Source organism: Blautia sp. HCP3S3_B11 (genome assembly GCF_052064435.1).
Lineage (GTDB): Bacteria > Bacillota > Clostridia > Lachnospirales > Lachnospiraceae > Blautia_A.
On record NZ_JBQHVP010000007.1, the window covers coordinates 78,849 to 95,120 of the forward strand.

14 protein-coding genes are annotated in these 16,272 nt (G+C 42.5%); 5 read left to right on the forward strand and 9 right to left on the reverse strand.

Annotation, left to right across the window (positions count from 1 at the left end):
* Positions 1–314: 314 nt before the first annotated feature.
* From mmsB to ACTNC0_RS06975, 7 genes are all read right to left on the reverse strand, one after another.
* On the reverse strand, positions 315–1,487 hold the full coding sequence (mmsB, locus tag ACTNC0_RS06945; RefSeq protein WP_441086835.1) for a multiple monosaccharide ABC transporter permease: 1,173 nt from the start codon (positions 1,485–1,487) through the stop codon (positions 315–317).
* A 5-nt stretch (positions 1,488–1,492) separates the two neighbouring features.
* Positions 1,493–3,031 (reverse strand): multiple monosaccharide ABC transporter ATP-binding protein, encoded by a 1,539-nt coding sequence (mmsA, locus tag ACTNC0_RS06950; protein WP_441086836.1) that lies wholly within the window; start codon positions 3,029–3,031, stop codon positions 1,493–1,495.
* A 175-nt stretch (positions 3,032–3,206) separates the two neighbouring features.
* Positions 3,207–4,223, reverse strand: a complete 1,017-nt coding sequence (chvE, locus tag ACTNC0_RS06955) for a multiple monosaccharide ABC transporter substrate-binding protein (RefSeq protein ID WP_441086902.1) — start codon at positions 4,221–4,223, stop codon at positions 3,207–3,209.
* A gap of 247 nt (positions 4,224–4,470) precedes the next feature.
* Positions 4,471–5,559: a sugar ABC transporter substrate-binding protein gene (locus tag ACTNC0_RS06960; RefSeq protein ID WP_291806198.1), complete on the reverse strand. Its 1,089-nt coding sequence runs from the start codon at positions 5,557–5,559 to the stop codon at positions 4,471–4,473.
* Positions 5,560–5,573: 14 nt separating this feature from the next.
* Positions 5,574–7,169, reverse strand: coding sequence for a helix-turn-helix domain-containing protein (locus ACTNC0_RS06965; RefSeq protein WP_300334653.1), 1,596 nt, complete (start codon positions 7,167–7,169; stop codon positions 5,574–5,576).
* Between the two features lie 39 nt (positions 7,170–7,208).
* Entirely contained in the window at positions 7,209–8,624 is a 1,416-nt protein-coding gene (locus ACTNC0_RS06970) for a sensor histidine kinase (protein WP_300334660.1), read from the reverse strand.
* Positions 8,625–8,680: 56 nt separating this feature from the next.
* Complete coding sequence (locus ACTNC0_RS06975; RefSeq protein WP_441086837.1) at positions 8,681–9,700, reverse strand: substrate-binding domain-containing protein; 1,020 nt, start codon at positions 9,698–9,700, stop codon at positions 8,681–8,683.
* Between the two features lie 197 nt (positions 9,701–9,897).
* Between ACTNC0_RS06975 and ACTNC0_RS06980 the strand changes: the two genes are divergently transcribed.
* From ACTNC0_RS06980 to ACTNC0_RS07000, 5 genes are all read left to right on the forward strand, one after another.
* Positions 9,898–10,614, forward strand: coding sequence for a polysaccharide deacetylase family protein (locus ACTNC0_RS06980; RefSeq protein ID WP_291806206.1), 717 nt, complete (start codon positions 9,898–9,900; stop codon positions 10,612–10,614).
* A 245-nt stretch (positions 10,615–10,859) separates the two neighbouring features.
* Positions 10,860–11,612 carry a YesL family protein gene (locus tag ACTNC0_RS06985; RefSeq protein WP_441086839.1) on the forward strand — a complete coding sequence of 251 codons (753 nt, stop codon included), beginning with the start codon at positions 10,860–10,862 and terminating at the stop codon, positions 11,610–11,612.
* The gene (locus ACTNC0_RS06990) at positions 11,609–12,589 is read left to right on the forward strand and encodes a TIGR01212 family radical SAM protein (RefSeq protein WP_291806212.1); all 981 of its coding nucleotides are present in this window, start codon (positions 11,609–11,611) and stop codon (positions 12,587–12,589) included. Before ACTNC0_RS06985 ends, ACTNC0_RS06990 begins: the two co-directional genes overlap by 4 nt.
* Positions 12,590–12,630: 41 nt before the next feature.
* Entirely contained in the window at positions 12,631–13,143 is a 513-nt protein-coding gene (locus tag ACTNC0_RS06995) for a DUF4364 family protein (RefSeq protein WP_291806215.1), read from the forward strand.
* 228 nt (positions 13,144–13,371) lie between these two features.
* Positions 13,372–14,691, forward strand: a complete 1,320-nt coding sequence (locus ACTNC0_RS07000; protein ID WP_291806216.1) for a replication-associated recombination protein A — start codon at positions 13,372–13,374, stop codon at positions 14,689–14,691.
* A 122-nt stretch (positions 14,692–14,813) separates the two neighbouring features.
* Here ACTNC0_RS07000 and ACTNC0_RS07005 read toward each other — a convergent pair whose 3' ends face one another.
* Positions 14,814–15,437 carry an AAA family ATPase gene (locus ACTNC0_RS07005; RefSeq protein WP_291806218.1) on the reverse strand — a complete coding sequence of 208 codons (624 nt, stop codon included), beginning with the start codon at positions 15,435–15,437 and terminating at the stop codon, positions 14,814–14,816.
* A 116-nt stretch (positions 15,438–15,553) separates the two neighbouring features.
* The gene (locus ACTNC0_RS07010; RefSeq protein ID WP_020993607.1) at positions 15,554–16,264 is read right to left on the reverse strand and encodes an ABC transporter ATP-binding protein; all 711 of its coding nucleotides are present in this window, start codon (positions 16,262–16,264) and stop codon (positions 15,554–15,556) included.
* Positions 16,265–16,272 lie beyond the last annotated feature (8 nt).

Genomic DNA, 16,272 nt, shown 5'->3' on the forward strand with positions numbered 1-16,272 from the left:
AAGAATTTACACTGTTTAATAAACAGCATATAAAAATATTCTCTTTCTCTTGCATTTGCAGGATACTTAGATATTCTTAGTCGGCAAAAATCTGCGTTATGAGTAAAATGACACACTGTCTGAGCCGTAGGCGAGTTTGTGTCATTTTACTCATGCTTTTAGCAGATTTTTGGCAGCTTAGAATATCTTAGTGTCCGAAACCGCACGAGAAAGAGAATATTTTTATATGCGTCCCTTAATTCAAAAAAACAGAGCCTGCACTTTTTCTGCAAGCCCTGTCAAAAATTTCCATTTCAAGGAGGAATACAAAATTTTTATTTTACGATAAAGGATTTTCTCTTACTTACAACATCGAAGATAACCGCTGCCAGAAGAACAAGACCCTTAACAACCTTCTGAATATTCTGGTCAATACCCATAATACTCATACCTAAGTTCAGAACACCCATCAAAAGAGCACCAATAATAACTCCAGGAACAGTACCAGTTCCACCATAAGCAGAAGCACCACCAATGAAACAGGAGCCGATGGCATCCATCTCGAAGTTTGTACCAGCCTGTGGGTTAGCGGAATTCAGACGAGCCATAGTAACCATACCGGCGATAGCTGCCAGAAGACCCATATTTAAGTAAGCCAGGAAATAAACTTTGTTTGTATTGATACCGGAAAGTTTAGTTGCTTTCTCATTACCACCAACTGCATAGAAATAACGTCCAGTAGTTGTCTTAGAAGCAATGTATGTATAGATTGCGATAATAACTGCTACCCAAACCAGAGAGTTCGGAATACCTTTGTACTGTGCAAGACGGAACATGAATGCAAGAATAACTGCACAGATCAGAACCATCTTAATTGCTGCACCGCCGAAAGCTTCTACACTGTAGCCTTTTTTCACACGGTCTGCACGGTTTTTGAGTACAAGTAAAACATAAGCTACACAAACGATGATACCAACTGCGAAACATGTAACATTAAATCCTTCTTTGCCGAAGAAATCAGGAATGTAGTTGTTAAACAGTGCCAGGTAAGAATCAGGCATTGGAGCCAGTGTCTGTCCCTGAAGAACTACGTTTGATAAACCACGGAATGCAAGCATACCTGCCAGAGTTACGATAAACGGTGGGATTCGTACATAAGCGATCCAGAATCCCTGCCATGCACCGATCGCAATACCTGTGATCAGCATAACAAGCATTGTAAGATATGGATTCATGCTATTGAGAACCATCATCTTACCGCCGACTGCTGCAACGAAACATACAACAGAACCAACAGAAAGGTCGATGTTACCACCGGTTAAGATACAGAACAACATACCAGTTGCAAGGATAAATACATATGCGTTCTGAGCTACAAGGTTATTTACGTTCTGTGGCAGAAGCATAACACCTTTGGTGTTTGCTGTAAACATGATGACTACCAGAACCAGAACGATCACCATGGTATATTTCTTTAATACTTCTGAAAAACTAAGCTTTTTCTCCATCTTCTTTACGCTCCTTTTCCTGATTTTACGATCTTGGACATGATCAGTTCGGATGTTGCCTCTTCTTTGCTGACTTCACCTACGAACTTACCTTCATTCATGATATAGATTCTGTCTGACATTCCCAGTACTTCCGGAAGTTCAGAAGAAATCATGATGACGGATTTACCTGCCGCAACCAGATCGTTGATAATACAGTAAATTTCGTACTTTGCACCTACGTCGATACCACGGGTAGGCTCATCCAGGATCAGAATATCCGGTTCTGCGAACATCCATTTCGCAAGAAGGACTTTCTGCTGGTTACCACCACTTAAGTTACCTACATTCTGTTCAACAGATGGACATTTTGTTTTCAGTTTCTGTCTGTATTCCTCGGCTATTGCATACTCTTTATCCGCATCAATAACCTGTCCATTACTGATACCCTTCATGTTTGCCAGAGAAGTATTCATTTTGATGGATTTGGAAAGGATCAGTCCGTTTCCTTTTCTGTCCTCTGTAACATAAGCAAGTTTATTATCAATTGCTTCCTGTACAGTATTCAGCTTCACTTCTTTTCCATTCATAAAGATCTGACCGGAAATCTTGGTTCCATAGCTCTTTCCGAAGATACTCATGGCAAGCTCTGTACGTCCTGCACCCATCAGTCCGGAAATACCAACTACTTCGCCTTTATGAATCTTAAATGATACATTGTCTACTACTTTACGTTCTGAGTACAGTGGATGATAAACAGTCCAGTTCTTAACTTCCATGGAAACATCTCCGACTTTTACATTCGAACGTTTCGGGAATCGGTCTGTCATCTCACGGCCAACCATACCCTGAATGATACGCTGCTCTGAGAAGTCATCTACTTTCTTGTCCAGAGTCTCGATGGTAGAACCATCACGGATAACTGTGATCTTATCCGCAACATAAGAAATTTCATTTAATTTGTGGGAAATGATGATAGATGTCATTCCCTGTTCTTTAAATTTCAGCAGCAGATCCAGCAATGCCTGAGAGTCATCTTCATTCAGAGATGCGGTCGGCTCATCCAGGATCAGAAGTTTCGCATGTTTTGCCAGTGCTTTCGCAATTTCTACCAGCTGCTGCTTACCTACACCAATATCCTTGATCAAAGTTCTGGAGGATTCCTCCAGTCCTACTATTTTCAAATATTTATCTGCTTCTCCATAAGTTTCATTCCAGTTGATGGAAAAGGATTTACCTCTTTCATTACCCAGGTACATATTCTCGCCAATAGTCATATATGGGATCAGCGCGAGTTCCTGGTGAATGATTACAATTCCTTTTTCTTCACTGTCTTTGATTGTATTGAATTTACAGATTTCTCCATTATAAATAATGTTGCCGTCATAACTTCCATACGGATAAATACCACTTAATACATTCATCAGGGTAGATTTTCCGGCACCGTTCTCACCTACCAATGCGTGGATCTCGCCTTCTTCTACCTGAAGATTTACGTTGTCCAGTGCCTTAACACCCGGGAAAGTTTTGGTGATATTCTTCATTTCCAAAAGTATCTTAGCCAATTTCTATTTCCCTCCTTTTCCATAACAAAGCATTTAAGTACGTCTTGGAAAGAAACGGAAATTTCCTCCAAGATAGATTTTCTCTAAGATCATTTTTCCTGTTAAATAAATACTTATTACTGATTAATACAGGCGGGAACTGCGCCCGCCTGTACAGTTTGTTTGTTCATTCTTATTACTGAATCTGATCCTCTGTATAATATCCGGAATCAATCAGCATTTCTTTGTAGTTGTCAATTGTTACAACAACCGGGTCGCAAAGGTATGTCGGGATAACGCCTGTGCCGTTGTCATAGGATTCTGTATCGTTGATCTCTGGTTCTTCACCGTTCATGATAGCGTCAACCATGTCAACTACTGCAGATGCAAGAGCACGTGTATCTTTGAATACGGACATAGCCTGTTTTCCAGCTACAAGGTTCTTAACGTTTGGTGTATCGCAGTCCTGACCAGTGATGATCGGATATTCTCCTGTGTAAGAAGCTGCAAGTGCGTTTTCTACACCAAGTGCTGTAGAGTCATTGGAGCAGAGAACTGCGTCAAGGTTTGTTCCGTCAGAGTAGTTACCAGCGATGATTGTATCCATTCTGTCCTGAGCTTTTGCACTGTCCCAGTTAGCAGTTGCAACCTGCTCGAACTCTGTCTGTCCGGATTTAACTACCAGTTTGCCTTCGTCGATGTATTTCTGAAGTACATCCATTGCTCCGCCGAAGAAGAAGTTACAGTTGTTATCACCAGGATCACCTGTGAACAGCTCGATGTTGAACGGTCCGTCCTGATTGTCAAGATCAAGTGCATCTACTAAGTATTCGCCCTGTTTCTGGCCTACTTTGTAGTTATCGAATGTTGCATAGTATGTAACTGCATCTGAGTTCATAAGCAGACGGTCATAAGAGATAACCGGGATTCCTGCTTCTTTTGCCTGTTTCAGTGGCTCGCCAAGGCTGCTTCCGTCGATAGATGCTACAACCAGAAGGTCACATCCGTTAGCTACCTGGTTCTCAAGCTGTGAAACCTGTGTGCTTACGTCATTAGATGCATACTGAAGGTCTACTTCGTAGCCTGCTGCTTCCAGCTCTTTCTTCATGTTCTCGCCGTCCTGATTCCATCTCTGAAGGTCTTTGGTAGGCATTGTAACACCGATTACTTTTTTGTCATCCGCTTTAACAGCTACACCCGGGATAACTACCATTCCTGCTACCATTGATGCACAAAGAATTGCTGATACGACTTTCTTTCTCATTGTAAAAATCCTCCGTTTCTTTTTTACGTTGTTCACGTTTTCTTGATGATGTTACTATAGCATAAGGATATCTGGACATGGTTGACAAGAAACAAGACATTTCGGGCAAAATAAAAAATGCCCTGTATGCAACAGGACATTTTTGTCACAAAATTGTGCTAGTATGTAGTCTGAAAAATCCAATATGTGCTAATTACTAATTATACTCCGCATTCAGATACACTTCATCTCTGCGGTGGAATCCTCCGTCTATGATCACCTCATCAATATTCTCTCTTGTCACAGCAATAGGATCCAGAACCTTGGACGGAATATCGTAGGTTCCATCATTCACTTTCTCAGTGACTCCCTCCAGTTCAGAAGCCTCTCTGCCGCTTCCGATCTCAACCGCATATTTTGCTGCCTCCCTTGCCAGATCTTCAATAGATTTAAAAGCAGTCATATACTGTGTTCCTTCTACAATACGCTGACAGGCTGCCAGATCGCCATCTTGACCGATAACAACTACATTTCCCGCCAGCTGATTCTCGGCAAGAACCTGCACCACCTGGCTGGCAATGTCATCGTTTCCGCACATGATCCCTTTCACATGCGGATATTTTTCCAGTGCTTCTTCCACATATCCCACTGCCAGCTCTGCAGTCCATCCATCACAGTTTGCCTCGTAAACCACATTCAGGTTTGTATCTTCAAGTGTATCGTCAAACCCCTCTTTAAGCATTTTGACATTATTGTCTGACGAGGAACCCTGGATCATAAAAATGTCACCGCCCTGCGGAATTGCATCGATCAGCGCCTGCGCCATGATTTCTCCAACCTTCCTGTTATCAAAGGAAATGTAGAAATCTGTGTTTGCATTATTGATCATTCTGTCATAGGAGATTACAGGGATTCCGGCATTCTGTGCTTTCTGGACTACATCGGAAAGCACACCGCAGTCTCTAGCGATCACAACGATCACATCCACCTGCTTACTGATAAAGTACTCAATCTGACTGATCTGTTCTTCTGCATCCGCACCTGCATCCTGCACATTGACATCTGCCCCAAGTTCCCTGGCAGTTGCCACAAACACATCTCTGTCTCGAATCCATCTTTCAATAACAAAAGAATCCACCGTAAGTCCTATCTGAATTTTGTGCTCTTCTTTTCCTGCTGATGCTGTTTCTTCTGTCTCTGCTGAATCCTTTTCCTGCACAGAACCGCATCCTGCCAGAAATACCATTCCCACACAGAGTACCAGTATCCCCAGCACCAATTTCTTAATTCTGTCATTCTTTTCCATTCTATGTCCCCTCATCAACCTAATCTCTCCCTGAACTCACTTGGTGTAACACCTTCATATTTCTTAAATATCCTGCTGAAATAATTCGGGTCACTATATCCGGATTCTGCGCATATCTCTTTAATGGAAAGCTGCGAATTCTGAAGAAGATTTCTGGCATTTTTCAGACGGATTTCTGTCAGATGCTCAATAAAATTTTTGCCTGTCTCCTGCTTAAACAGTTTGCTGAAATAGTATGGACTGATATCTACCTCTCTGGAAACATCATCCAGAGAAATATCTTTGCGGAAATTCTCATCAATATATGCCTTTGCCCTGTCAATTACGCTGACTGCCTCTTTCTCTTTGGAATCCTCCATCTTTGTGCAGATTTCTCTTGTTTTATCCAGAAACCAGTTACGCAGGCTCTCCATATCCGGACATGCCTGAAGTTCCCTGATATAACTGCGTCTGTCATTGATATTATATTTCATGGTTCCCGCAAAGAAAGCCCTTCGCTCCGCATCCATTACGAGTTCAAGAATCTTAATCTCTGCATCCTCTCTATCAACTGCTGCCTGCCCTTTCATCCATTCGATGAAACCATTTGCACAGTTCAGTGCCCCTGCTACATCTTTCTCCAGAATACGTTTCTGATATCTGCTCTCCAGATCTCTTGGATATTCACCATCGTATTTCTGTACCACAGGTACATCCTCTATATGCACCACATGGCTGGTACTTTCTCTGAGCGCAACCACAGCTTCCTGGAAAGACTCTTTCACACTTCCCAGATCTTTGACTCTGCCGATTCCGCAGCGGAATATACTGTCAATCCTGTTTTCGAATTTATGTACCATATTTCTGGCTCTTGTGACAATGGCAACACGTTCTTCATAATCTTCTCTCGCATTTTCATATGGAACCAGCAGTACGATCCTGTTTCCCATGATCGGACCTACCAGACATTCAAAGAAATCCTGTGCGATCTCACGGAAAGTGGAATAGAATTTGTTTGCTTTCACGCTAGCTCCCACTGCATTGCTCAGTACTCCGTTCTCCAGCGAATCGCCAAATTCCACCACCATCATATATCCATATTTCTCATGGATATCGAGAAGTTCTGTATAATTATCCTGATAAGTAACAAAATCATCCTGCAGGAGGATATTATTGATATACCCACTTTCAATCATCGGCACGACTGTCTCCAGCTTCTCCCTGATGCGGAGGTCATCACTCCTCTTCTGGCGTGTCTGATCCACTTTTGCCATCATTTTCGCACAGGTTTCCAGGATCACTTTTTTATTTACAGGTTTGGTCAGAAATTCTTCAACTCCTAAACTGACTGCTTCTTTCGCATAGTTAAATTTGTCATATGCCGTAATGATCACAAAAACAGCCGAGCTGTTAAACTTCTTAATCTCTCTGATTGCCTGTATTCCGCTGATCCCCGGCATCTGAATATCCATAAAACAGATATCCGGCGGATATGCCTGTGCAGTCTCCACTACCGCTCTTCCTGACTTTGCACAATGGATTTCACATTCATTTCCATATTCAGACTCAATAATCTTCTTTAATGATTCCAGCATAATACCTTCGTCATCTGCCAACAAAATTCTGTACATTGCTCTTCTCCCCATATATTCTCAGCTTACCTGATCCGGTTAATTTACTGGTATATAAATCACAACTTCCGTTCCTTTTCCTTCTCCTTCGCTGTTAATCTCCACAAGCCCTGTTTCCTCATAATACAGTTCCAGACGGCTGATCACATTGTTCATACCAATTCCTGTAGAATCGCCCTCTTCCTTCTTATATTTCTTATTTCCGGTCAGAACGCCTTCTATCTGCTCAGGTGTCATTCCTTTTCCGTTATCCTTTACACTGATTCGGATATAATCTGCGTCTCCCGTAACTGTGAGATGGATTTTCCCCTCCCATTCGATATCGCGGATTCCATGATTTACCGCATTCTCCACAACAGGCTGCAGGATCATGCTCGGAACTCTGACATTCTCCAGAGATTCATCCACATCTTTGCTGAAATGAATATCTCCGGCAAAGCGGACATTCAGAATATAAATATAATTGTCGACTGCTTCCAGTTCCTCACCGAGAGTCGCATCCTCTTGCCCCTTTTTGACATTATAGCGGAAAAAATCTGCCATTTTTTCTACAAAAATTCCCGTCTGCTCGGCATCCTCCATCATGGCAAGCTGTGCTCCTGCGTTCAGAGAATTAAAAAGAAAATGCGGATTGATCTGGGACTGCAGATATTTCAGCTGTGCTTCTTTCAGATGATTCTCCATAAGAAGCTCTCTCTCCATCATCTGCTGCTCCTTCTCCATACTGGCTTTTGTTCTCGCCATATACAGATCCAGATTCTCCACCATTGTATTAAACGCTCTGGTCACCATTCCAAGCTCATCCTGTGCATCGGTATCATGCATTTTTACCCGGAAATTTCCCTGACCTACCAACTGTGCTGTCTCTGCCATGTTGGAAAGAGAAACAAACATTTTTCTGGTCGCCAGGATCAGAAGAATCATTCCACCTGCTACAATCACAAACATAATGATCGTATTACTGATCTCCAGATAGCGCATCACTGCGCGAAGTACAGAATAGGTGCTGGAATTCTCCTGAAACATCAGATTGTTCAGTTCATCAATAGAACTCTGAATATATCCGTAAAGTTTCGTTGCTTCATCATATTTCCGTTTATATTTCTCTACATTTCTGCCTCGTTTGGCAGCTACGGTCTCTGCCGTATAATCCAGATAAGTTTCCGACATCTTTCTGATATTACGCTCCAGAAGTTTCACTGAATCATTGATATTCTCTTCATTCAGTTTCTCCAGCTGATTTCTGTATTTTGCTTCATTCTGATAATAGTCCAGCAACACCTGAGAGCTTTTTACTTTTAGATAATCGTACATGTTATCCTGTACTTTTTCAAATATCTGGGAAAGCTCTGTAAGTTCTGCATTGCTGGCATAAACATTGTCCAGCTTTTGCATGGAATTATTGATCCGCACATAAAAGATCATATTCATGGCAAATAAAAGAATTGCGATCATTCCCACTTCTATAACAATCTTGCTGACCAGAGAAAGGTATTTCCAGCGTATCTGTTTCACTGTGTCCGCTCCTCCTTTCTCATTTCACATACTGCTTTCTTATCCAGAAAATTAATATCTACATTATAATAGGAATTTGTTCTTCCCTCTTTCTGATATTCTGTAAGTGCCTCAATACTGTACCTGCCCAGCTGATCCGTGTCCACATCGCAGGTAACGGAAATCACACCTTTTTCCACTGCTGTAAGGATATCCTCGGAGCTGTAGTAGCCGATAATCGTAACTTTCCCCGCCAGATTAAAGTCCAGCACTGCCTGTCTTGCACACTCTGTGGTTTCTTCATCCATGCATACCAGAATGTCCGGTATCTTGTCTTTTTGCTGAAAAATGTCTGTTACCGCTTCCTCCGTCTCAAAGGTTCCTGTTGACAGAAGATTCTTTCCCGTTATCTGAATGCTGTCCGCAGAATCTGCTTTTGCCTGAGCTGCATTACTGATCTGTGTATAAATCTGACTCTGATTCATGTCATCAATGTTTCGTTTCAGCAGGATTAGAATACTTTTGGTATCTTTTGTCACATATTCGGCAACTTTTTCCCCATAAGCACTTCCAAGCTGGTAATCACTTACCCCTACGAAACTCTGTCGTTTACTGCGAACCGCATCACTCATTACTGTAACAACCGGGATTCCTTTCTGAACAGCTTCATTGATTTTCGACTCCAGCCCCTGCTCTCCGCTGTACTGAAGAATGATCCCATTTGCATTGGATGCAATACTCATGTTCATGTAATCCAGTTTATTATAGCTGCTCTCCTTGCCGCTTCCTTTTAATTCAAGGATCGCATCATTCTGCTGTGCCCATTCCTGAGCACAATTGTAAACAGCCTGCCAGAACGGAGAATCCGGTCCGTCTACGATCATGTCATATTTATATTGGTATACTTCAGTGCTTTCTTTTTCCTGGCTGCTTTTGCCTGTCAGGCCTTCATAATAAGATTCTCCTGTCATATAAAAAACGACCAGTATCCCTGCCAGTACCAGAAAGACGACCAGATTTGTATGTTTCTTTTTCATCTTTTTCTCCCTGTCTTATTTCAGTGGACTTTCTTCATCCACATTACTGCTTTCGTCCAATCAACAGTTTGTCTGTAAAAGATCTGTTGAATGTCTTATCTATTATACAATAAATCGGTATGTTTTGCTTTGTTTTTTTCATATAATGTAATGTGGTCTTGCATAATCAGTTACTGTTCATAAGGAGTATTTTAATTATGAAACAAATCCTCACGTTTTCAGCTGTACTATTTACCCTTTTATTTCTCCTCTTTTCTGATACAGACAGACGAATACAGATTTTTACAGAACTTGCAGGACCAGGGATGCTTTCTCTGTTGAAACAGTCCTCCATTCCTGCAGACTCCGAAGCTCTGGAGTCCCCAAGGATCGCACTGACCTTTGACGATGGTCCCAATGCCAGATACACCCCACTGCTTCTGGATGGTCTGCGTGAGCGGAATATCCAGGCTTCTTTTTTTGTAATCGGGGAGAATATCGAAGGAAACGAAGATATCCTTCAGCAAATGCAAACAGACGGTCACCTGATTGGCAATCATACCTGGGATCATGTACAACTGAATAAAATTCCAGCACAGAAAGCACGTATGGAAATTGAAAAAACCAATAACCGGATCTATGAAGCCACAGGGGTCTACCCTTCTTACGTACGCCCACCTTTCGGTGCATGGATCAAAGATATGGAATTATCCGTGGATATGCTGCCCGTATTCTGGGATGTGGACACTCTTGACTGGAAAAGCCAGAATGTCAGCTGTATCCTCTCTATTGCGGAGAAAGAAGTCCATGATGATTCCATTATCCTTATGCATGACGGTTACCAGACCTCTGTAGATGCTGCCTTGCAGATTGCTGACCTCTTCAGTCAAAAAGGTTATGTTTTCGTCACTGCAGACCAGCTTCTGGTTACATAAAAAGGTTTGCTTTTTCCCACCCGATTCGTTATACTAATATATAAACCTTGTGCAGATTTTCCGTGGCAAGACCGTTCACAGTTTATACCGGCAATTCACTTAAAGTTACTGTCTGCTTATATCAGAACACCGCTCCCCAGCCTGTCAGAAATAATTATCGATGCTGAAGGACACATAAAGGAAACAGTAACATTCTGAATTACTGCTGCGCAGCACACCATACAATAAAAGGAGAATTCAAAAGAATGGACAAATTATTTAACATGGACAACAAATTCTTTACCGTCATGGGACATGTGGCAGACCTTATGATCCTTAATATCGTCTTCCTGATCTGTTGTCTTCCAGTCGTAACCATCGGTGCATCACTGACTGCACTTCACTATGTCACCCTGAAAATGGCCCGCAACGAGGAATCATACATTGTCAGAAGTTTCTTCAAATCATTTAAACAGAATTTCAGACAGGCGACGATCATCAATCTGATCATGCTTGCTGTCGGCGCAGTTCTTTATGTTGACCTGAACATCGTCACAAATATGACCGGTTCTATGTCAAAGGTACTGTATATTCTTCTTATTGCCTTTGCTTTTCTGTATCTGATAGTTTTTCTTTACATCTATCCGGTACTTGCCAAATTTTATAATTCGATCAAAAACACATTCCGAAACGCACTCCTGATGGCGATCCGTCACCTCCCATACACTATCCTGATGGCTGTCATCACAGCAGCACCTGCTGCCGTATTTTTGATCCAGAATTTCCGTGTGCAGTCTATCATGATCATGCTTCTGATTCTGTTGGGCTTTGCACTGGAGGCATTTATCAATGGACATTTTCTGGTAAAAATCTTCGACAATTATATTCCGAAGGAAAATGATACAGAAACAGACTGTCCAGAAAGCATTTCCGCCGAAACTGCTGCTACTGCTGAAAATGTACTTTCGGAAACAACATCTGTTGACAGCACTTCATCAGACTCAGCTCATAACGTATGAGAAAATGGGGTGAAAAGCCGTACCATTCCCTCGACTATATGTTGAGAGAACGTTTCGGTGAAAAAGTATACAAAGTAACTTTAAATGGCGGAATGACCTGTCCAAACAGAGACGGTAAGATTGGAACCCGTGGCTGCATCTTCTGCAGTGCAGGAGGCAGCGGTGATTTCGCTGCTGATGCAGCACTTTCCATCACAAATCAGATTGAAAGCCAGATCAGTATTCTTTCACAGAAAAGACCAATTCATAAATATATCGCATATTTTCAGGCATATACAAATACCTACGCTCCTGTAGAATACCTGGAGAAAATTTTTACAGAAGCAATCTCACATCCTAAGATTGTCGCACTTTCCATCGGCACCAGACCGGATTGCCTCAGTCCGGAAATCGTGGCACTTTTGTCCAGGCTTAATAAACAGAAGCCTGTATGGGTGGAGCTTGGACTTCAGACGATTCACGAATCCACTGCTCAGTATATCCGCAGAGGATATCGGCTTTCTGTTTTTGATGATGCCGTTCAACGTCTGCGAAAAGAAGGCATTGAAGTCATCATACACACGATTCTCGGACTGCCGGGAGAGAGTACAGACGATATCCTTAAGACTATGGAATATTTGAATCAGATGGATATTCAGGGAATCAAGCTTCAACTTCTTCATGTCCTGCGAGGCACAGATCTGTCTGCGGATTATGAGAGGGGAATGTTCCGGACTTATGAAAGAGATGAATATCTTTCACTTCTGATCAAATGTCTCGAACATCTGCGCCCGGATATCGTTATTCACCGTATTACCGGTGATGGTCCAAAAGATCTGCTGATCGCACCACTCTGGGCAGGCCGGAAACGTGAAGTATTAAATATGCTGCATCACAGAATGAAAGAAGAAGAAAGTTTTCAGGGAAAGTATTTTATCTGTAAACAGAATCTCATTGACTGTGAGGAAAAAGCAGTTATAATTAACTCAAACGTATAAAAAGACTATTCTCTGCAACTTCATGCAAAGGAGGTAACTAATTGTCAACACCATTCACTATTTACAAATTAATCGTGTTATACATGCTTCAGAATACAGAGGATACTCTGACTAACTCTCAGATTTCAGAGTTCATCCTAGATCGGGAATATACAAATTATTTCCATCTTCAGCAGGCAATTTCTGAGCTTGTGGAAGCTGAACTGATCACCATGGATACCCGTTCCAACACCTCCCATTACCGAATTACCGAGGATGGCAAAAAAACCCTTGCCTTTTTTCAGAAAGATGTCTCTCCTGAAATCAAACAAGAGGTCAGAGAGTACCTAAAATCCACAGGATTTAAAGCCCAGGAACGAATTGTTACCCCTGCAGATTATTACATCACCAAACAGGGCACCTATTCTGTAAGATGTCAGTTGATTGAAAAAGGACATTCCCTGATTGATCTGAACATTGCCGCCCCAAATCTGGACGCTGCAAAATCAATCTGCCAGAAATGGTCTACACACTATCAGGAAATATATGGAAAGATTATGGAGGAGCTTTTATAAAGCTTCTCCTTTTTATAGCCTTTCTCATATCGATGTCCAATCTCAGTCAAGCGGATAAAAGCATCCGCTTCGCTACGTAGCTCTACACCAAATAACTGCTCCGCAGTTTGGTTAAAACCTGCAATCTTTACAAAATTTCCAGGATACGTTATACTATAGCAAATATATGTTCTTATATCATTACTCACAAAACATATCACTAATATTCAATTTTTATGGAGAAAAATCATGGATTTATTTGAATATGCAAAATCAAAAACTCTGGATCAGGAATCCCCTCTTGCATCCAGACTGCGTCCTACCACGCTCGATGAAGTTGTTGGTCAGCAGCACATCATCGGAAAAAATACCTTATTATACAGAGCTATCAAAGCAGATAAACTGACCTCTGTCATCTTCTACGGTCCTCCGGGAACCGGAAAGACTACTCTGGCAAAAGTTATCGCCAATACTACCAGCGCTGAATTCACCCAGATCAACGCCACCGTAGCCGGCAAAAAAGACATGGAAGCCGTTGTCAAAGAAGCCCAGCAGAACCTCGGCATGTACGGTAAGAAGACTATCCTTTTCATCGACGAGATTCACCGCTTCAACAAAGGCCAACAGGACTATCTCCTTCCATTTGTGGAAGACGGAACCATTATTCTCATCGGAGCAACCACTGAAAACCCATACTTCGAGGTCAACGCCGCTTTAATCTCCCGATCTATCATCTTCGAACTGAAATCTCTGGAGATTTCCGAAGTCAAAGAACTCATTCTCCGCGCAGTCAACGATAAGACCAAAGGAATGGGAAATTACAAAGCCCAGATAGACGAAGACGCCCTGGACTTTCTTGCAGACATGGCAGGCGGTGACGCCAGAAACGCCCTTAACGCAATAGAACTGGGCATTCTCACCACCCCACGAAGCGAAGACGGACTCATCCACATCACCCTGGACGTCGCTTCCCAGTGCATCCAGAAACGAGTTGTCCGCTACGACAAAAACGGAGACAACCACTACGACATCATCTCCGCCTTCATCAAAAGCATGCGAGGCTCCGACCCTGACGCAGCTGTCTACTACCTGGCAAAAATGCTCTACGCCGGAGAAGACGTCAAATTCATTGCAAGGCGAATCATGATCCTCGCCTCCGAAGACATCGGAAATGCTGATCCTCAGGCCCTCTGCGTAGCAGTCGCAGCTGCACAGGCAGTAGAACGTGTTGGAATGCCTGAAGCGCAGATTATCCTCTCTCAGGCAGTCACCTACATGGCCTGCGCCCCTAAGAGTAATTCCTCAGTTAATGCTATCTTCGCTGCCATGGACTCCGTTAAACGCACCAAAACCACCGTCCCGTCCCACCTTCAGGATGCCCACTACGGCGGCCATGAGAAACTGGGCCACGGCATCGGCTACAAATACGCCCACGACTACCCAAACCACTACGTAGACCAGCAATACCTCCCAACCGAAATCCAGGGAGAACACTTCTACGAACTAAGCGATATGGGCTACGAAAAAACACTCAAAGAATACCAAAACAAAATCAAAAACAACATTTAACAAACATCCTCGGCTAAATAAAATCTGCCGGGGATATTTCATCTTATCAATAAACTATTTTTCAGTGCGTCCCTTATTCAAAAAAGCAGCCTCTTCAAAAGAGACTGCCTTTCATAAAACTATTATTTAATTCCCATAACTTCCATCTGCGCCAGAATCGCCTCTACACATTTCTCAAATCCTAATTTACCTGCATTCAGACACAAGTCATAATTCGTCGCATCACTCCAGTCCCCACCGGCAAATTTCCGATAATAGTCCTGCTTCCGCTTATCATCTTTATGAAGAAACTTCTCAATCTCCTCATCACTTCCACTGATCTTCTCCCGTGATTGCTCCATACGGAAATCCCACGGTGCATGAACAAACACTCTCAGAGTATTCTGTCTGTCCTTAAATATATAGTTCACACAACGTCCAACGATCACACAGGACTCCTTCTCTGCCAGATCCGTTACAACCTTCGCTTGATAATTAAAAATATTCTCATCAGAAACAAATCCCTTCTGATCTGGTGTGATCAGTTCCCCCTTATATAATCCAGTCTTATTAAACAGAGACGGCTTCACACTGGAACCCTCCTCTACCTGTCCAAAAAGCTTCACATCAATCCCGCTCTCATCAGAAGCCATCTGAATGATCTGCTTGTCATAGAAAGAAACTCCCAGTTTCTCTGCCAGCATCTTACCGACGGTACGTCCGCCGCTTCCATACTGTCTCGCAATGGTAATTACAAAATTCTCCATAAAATCCCTCCTTGCCATATGCAGTATCAGGGCCAAAATACTTCCCTTTTGACCCTGATATCTCTATAATTCTATATATATTCTAACACAAAAGCACTCTACAGTTAAGTTCTTTCTTACTCTCCAAGATAAGCCTTCTGAACAGATTCATCATGAAGAAGATCACTTGCCTTACCTTCCAGTGTAATCCTTCCGGTCTCAAGGACATAAGCTCTGTCAGCAATAGAAAGAGCCTTCTTCGCATTCTGCTCAACCAGAAGAACCGTTGTTCCACTCTCACTTACCTCTTTAATGATATCAAAGATCTCATTTACAAAGATCGGTGAAAGGCCCATGGACGGCTCGTCCATCAGAATGATCTTCGGCTGGCTCATCAGCGCACGTCCCATGGCGAGCATCTGCTGCTCACCACCACTTAAGGTACCTGCAGTCTGATTCTGACGTTCCTTCAGACGCGGAAAACGTTTATATACTTTCTCAATGGTCGCATCAATCTCATTTTTATCAGATCTTGTAAAAGCACCCATCTTCAGATTCTGAAGAACAGTCATATTTGCAAACACACGTCTTCCTTCCGGAACATGTGCCATACCCATTGTTACGATCTTGTGAGGCGGAACCTTTGTGATATCCTGTCCGTCATAAATAATATGTCCTGATTTTGCACGAAGAAGCCCTGTCACTGTATGCAGAGTAGTAGTCTTACCGGCACCATTGGCACCGATCAGAGCAATAACTTCACCTTCATTTACAGAGAAAGAAACACCCTTCAATGCCTGAATCATTCCATAATAAACCTGTATGTCCTGTACTTCCAGTAATGCCATCTGTCTCT

Excerpts from the sequence above, each read along its gene's own strand:
- ACTNC0_RS06985 (WP_441086839.1), top strand. The coding sequence starts at position 10,860 with ATGGACAAATTATTTAACATGGACAACAAATTCTTTACCGTCATGGGA.
- ACTNC0_RS06980 (WP_291806206.1), top strand. The coding sequence starts at position 9,898 with ATGAAACAAATCCTCACGTTTTCAGCTGTACTATTTACCCTTTTATTT.
- ACTNC0_RS06965 (WP_300334653.1), bottom strand. The coding sequence starts at position 7,169 with ATGTACAGAATTTTGTTGGCAGATGACGAAGGTATTATGCTGGAATCA.
- ACTNC0_RS06970 (WP_300334660.1), bottom strand. The coding sequence starts at position 8,624 with ATGATCGCAATTCTTTTATTTGCCATGAATATGATCTTTTATGTGCGG.
- chvE (WP_441086902.1), bottom strand. The coding sequence starts at position 4,223 with ATGGTAGTTATCCCGGGTGTAGCTGTTAAAGCGGATGACAAAAAAGTA.
- ACTNC0_RS06975 (WP_441086837.1), bottom strand. The coding sequence starts at position 9,700 with ATGAAAAAGAAACATACAAATCTGGTCGTCTTTCTGGTACTGGCAGGG.
- mmsB (WP_441086835.1), bottom strand. The coding sequence starts at position 1,487 with ATGGAGAAAAAGCTTAGTTTTTCAGAAGTATTAAAGAAATATACCATG.
- ACTNC0_RS07005 (WP_291806218.1), bottom strand. The coding sequence starts at position 15,437 with ATGGAGAATTTTGTAATTACCATTGCGAGACAGTATGGAAGCGGCGGA.
- ACTNC0_RS07010 (WP_020993607.1), bottom strand. The coding sequence starts at position 16,264 with ATGGCATTACTGGAAGTACAGGACATACAGGTTTATTATGGAATGATT.
- ACTNC0_RS07000 (WP_291806216.1), top strand. The coding sequence starts at position 13,372 with ATGGATTTATTTGAATATGCAAAATCAAAAACTCTGGATCAGGAATCC.
- ACTNC0_RS06990 (WP_291806212.1), top strand. The coding sequence starts at position 11,609 with ATGAGAAAATGGGGTGAAAAGCCGTACCATTCCCTCGACTATATGTTG.
- ACTNC0_RS06960 (WP_291806198.1), bottom strand. The coding sequence starts at position 5,559 with ATGGAAAAGAATGACAGAATTAAGAAATTGGTGCTGGGGATACTGGTA.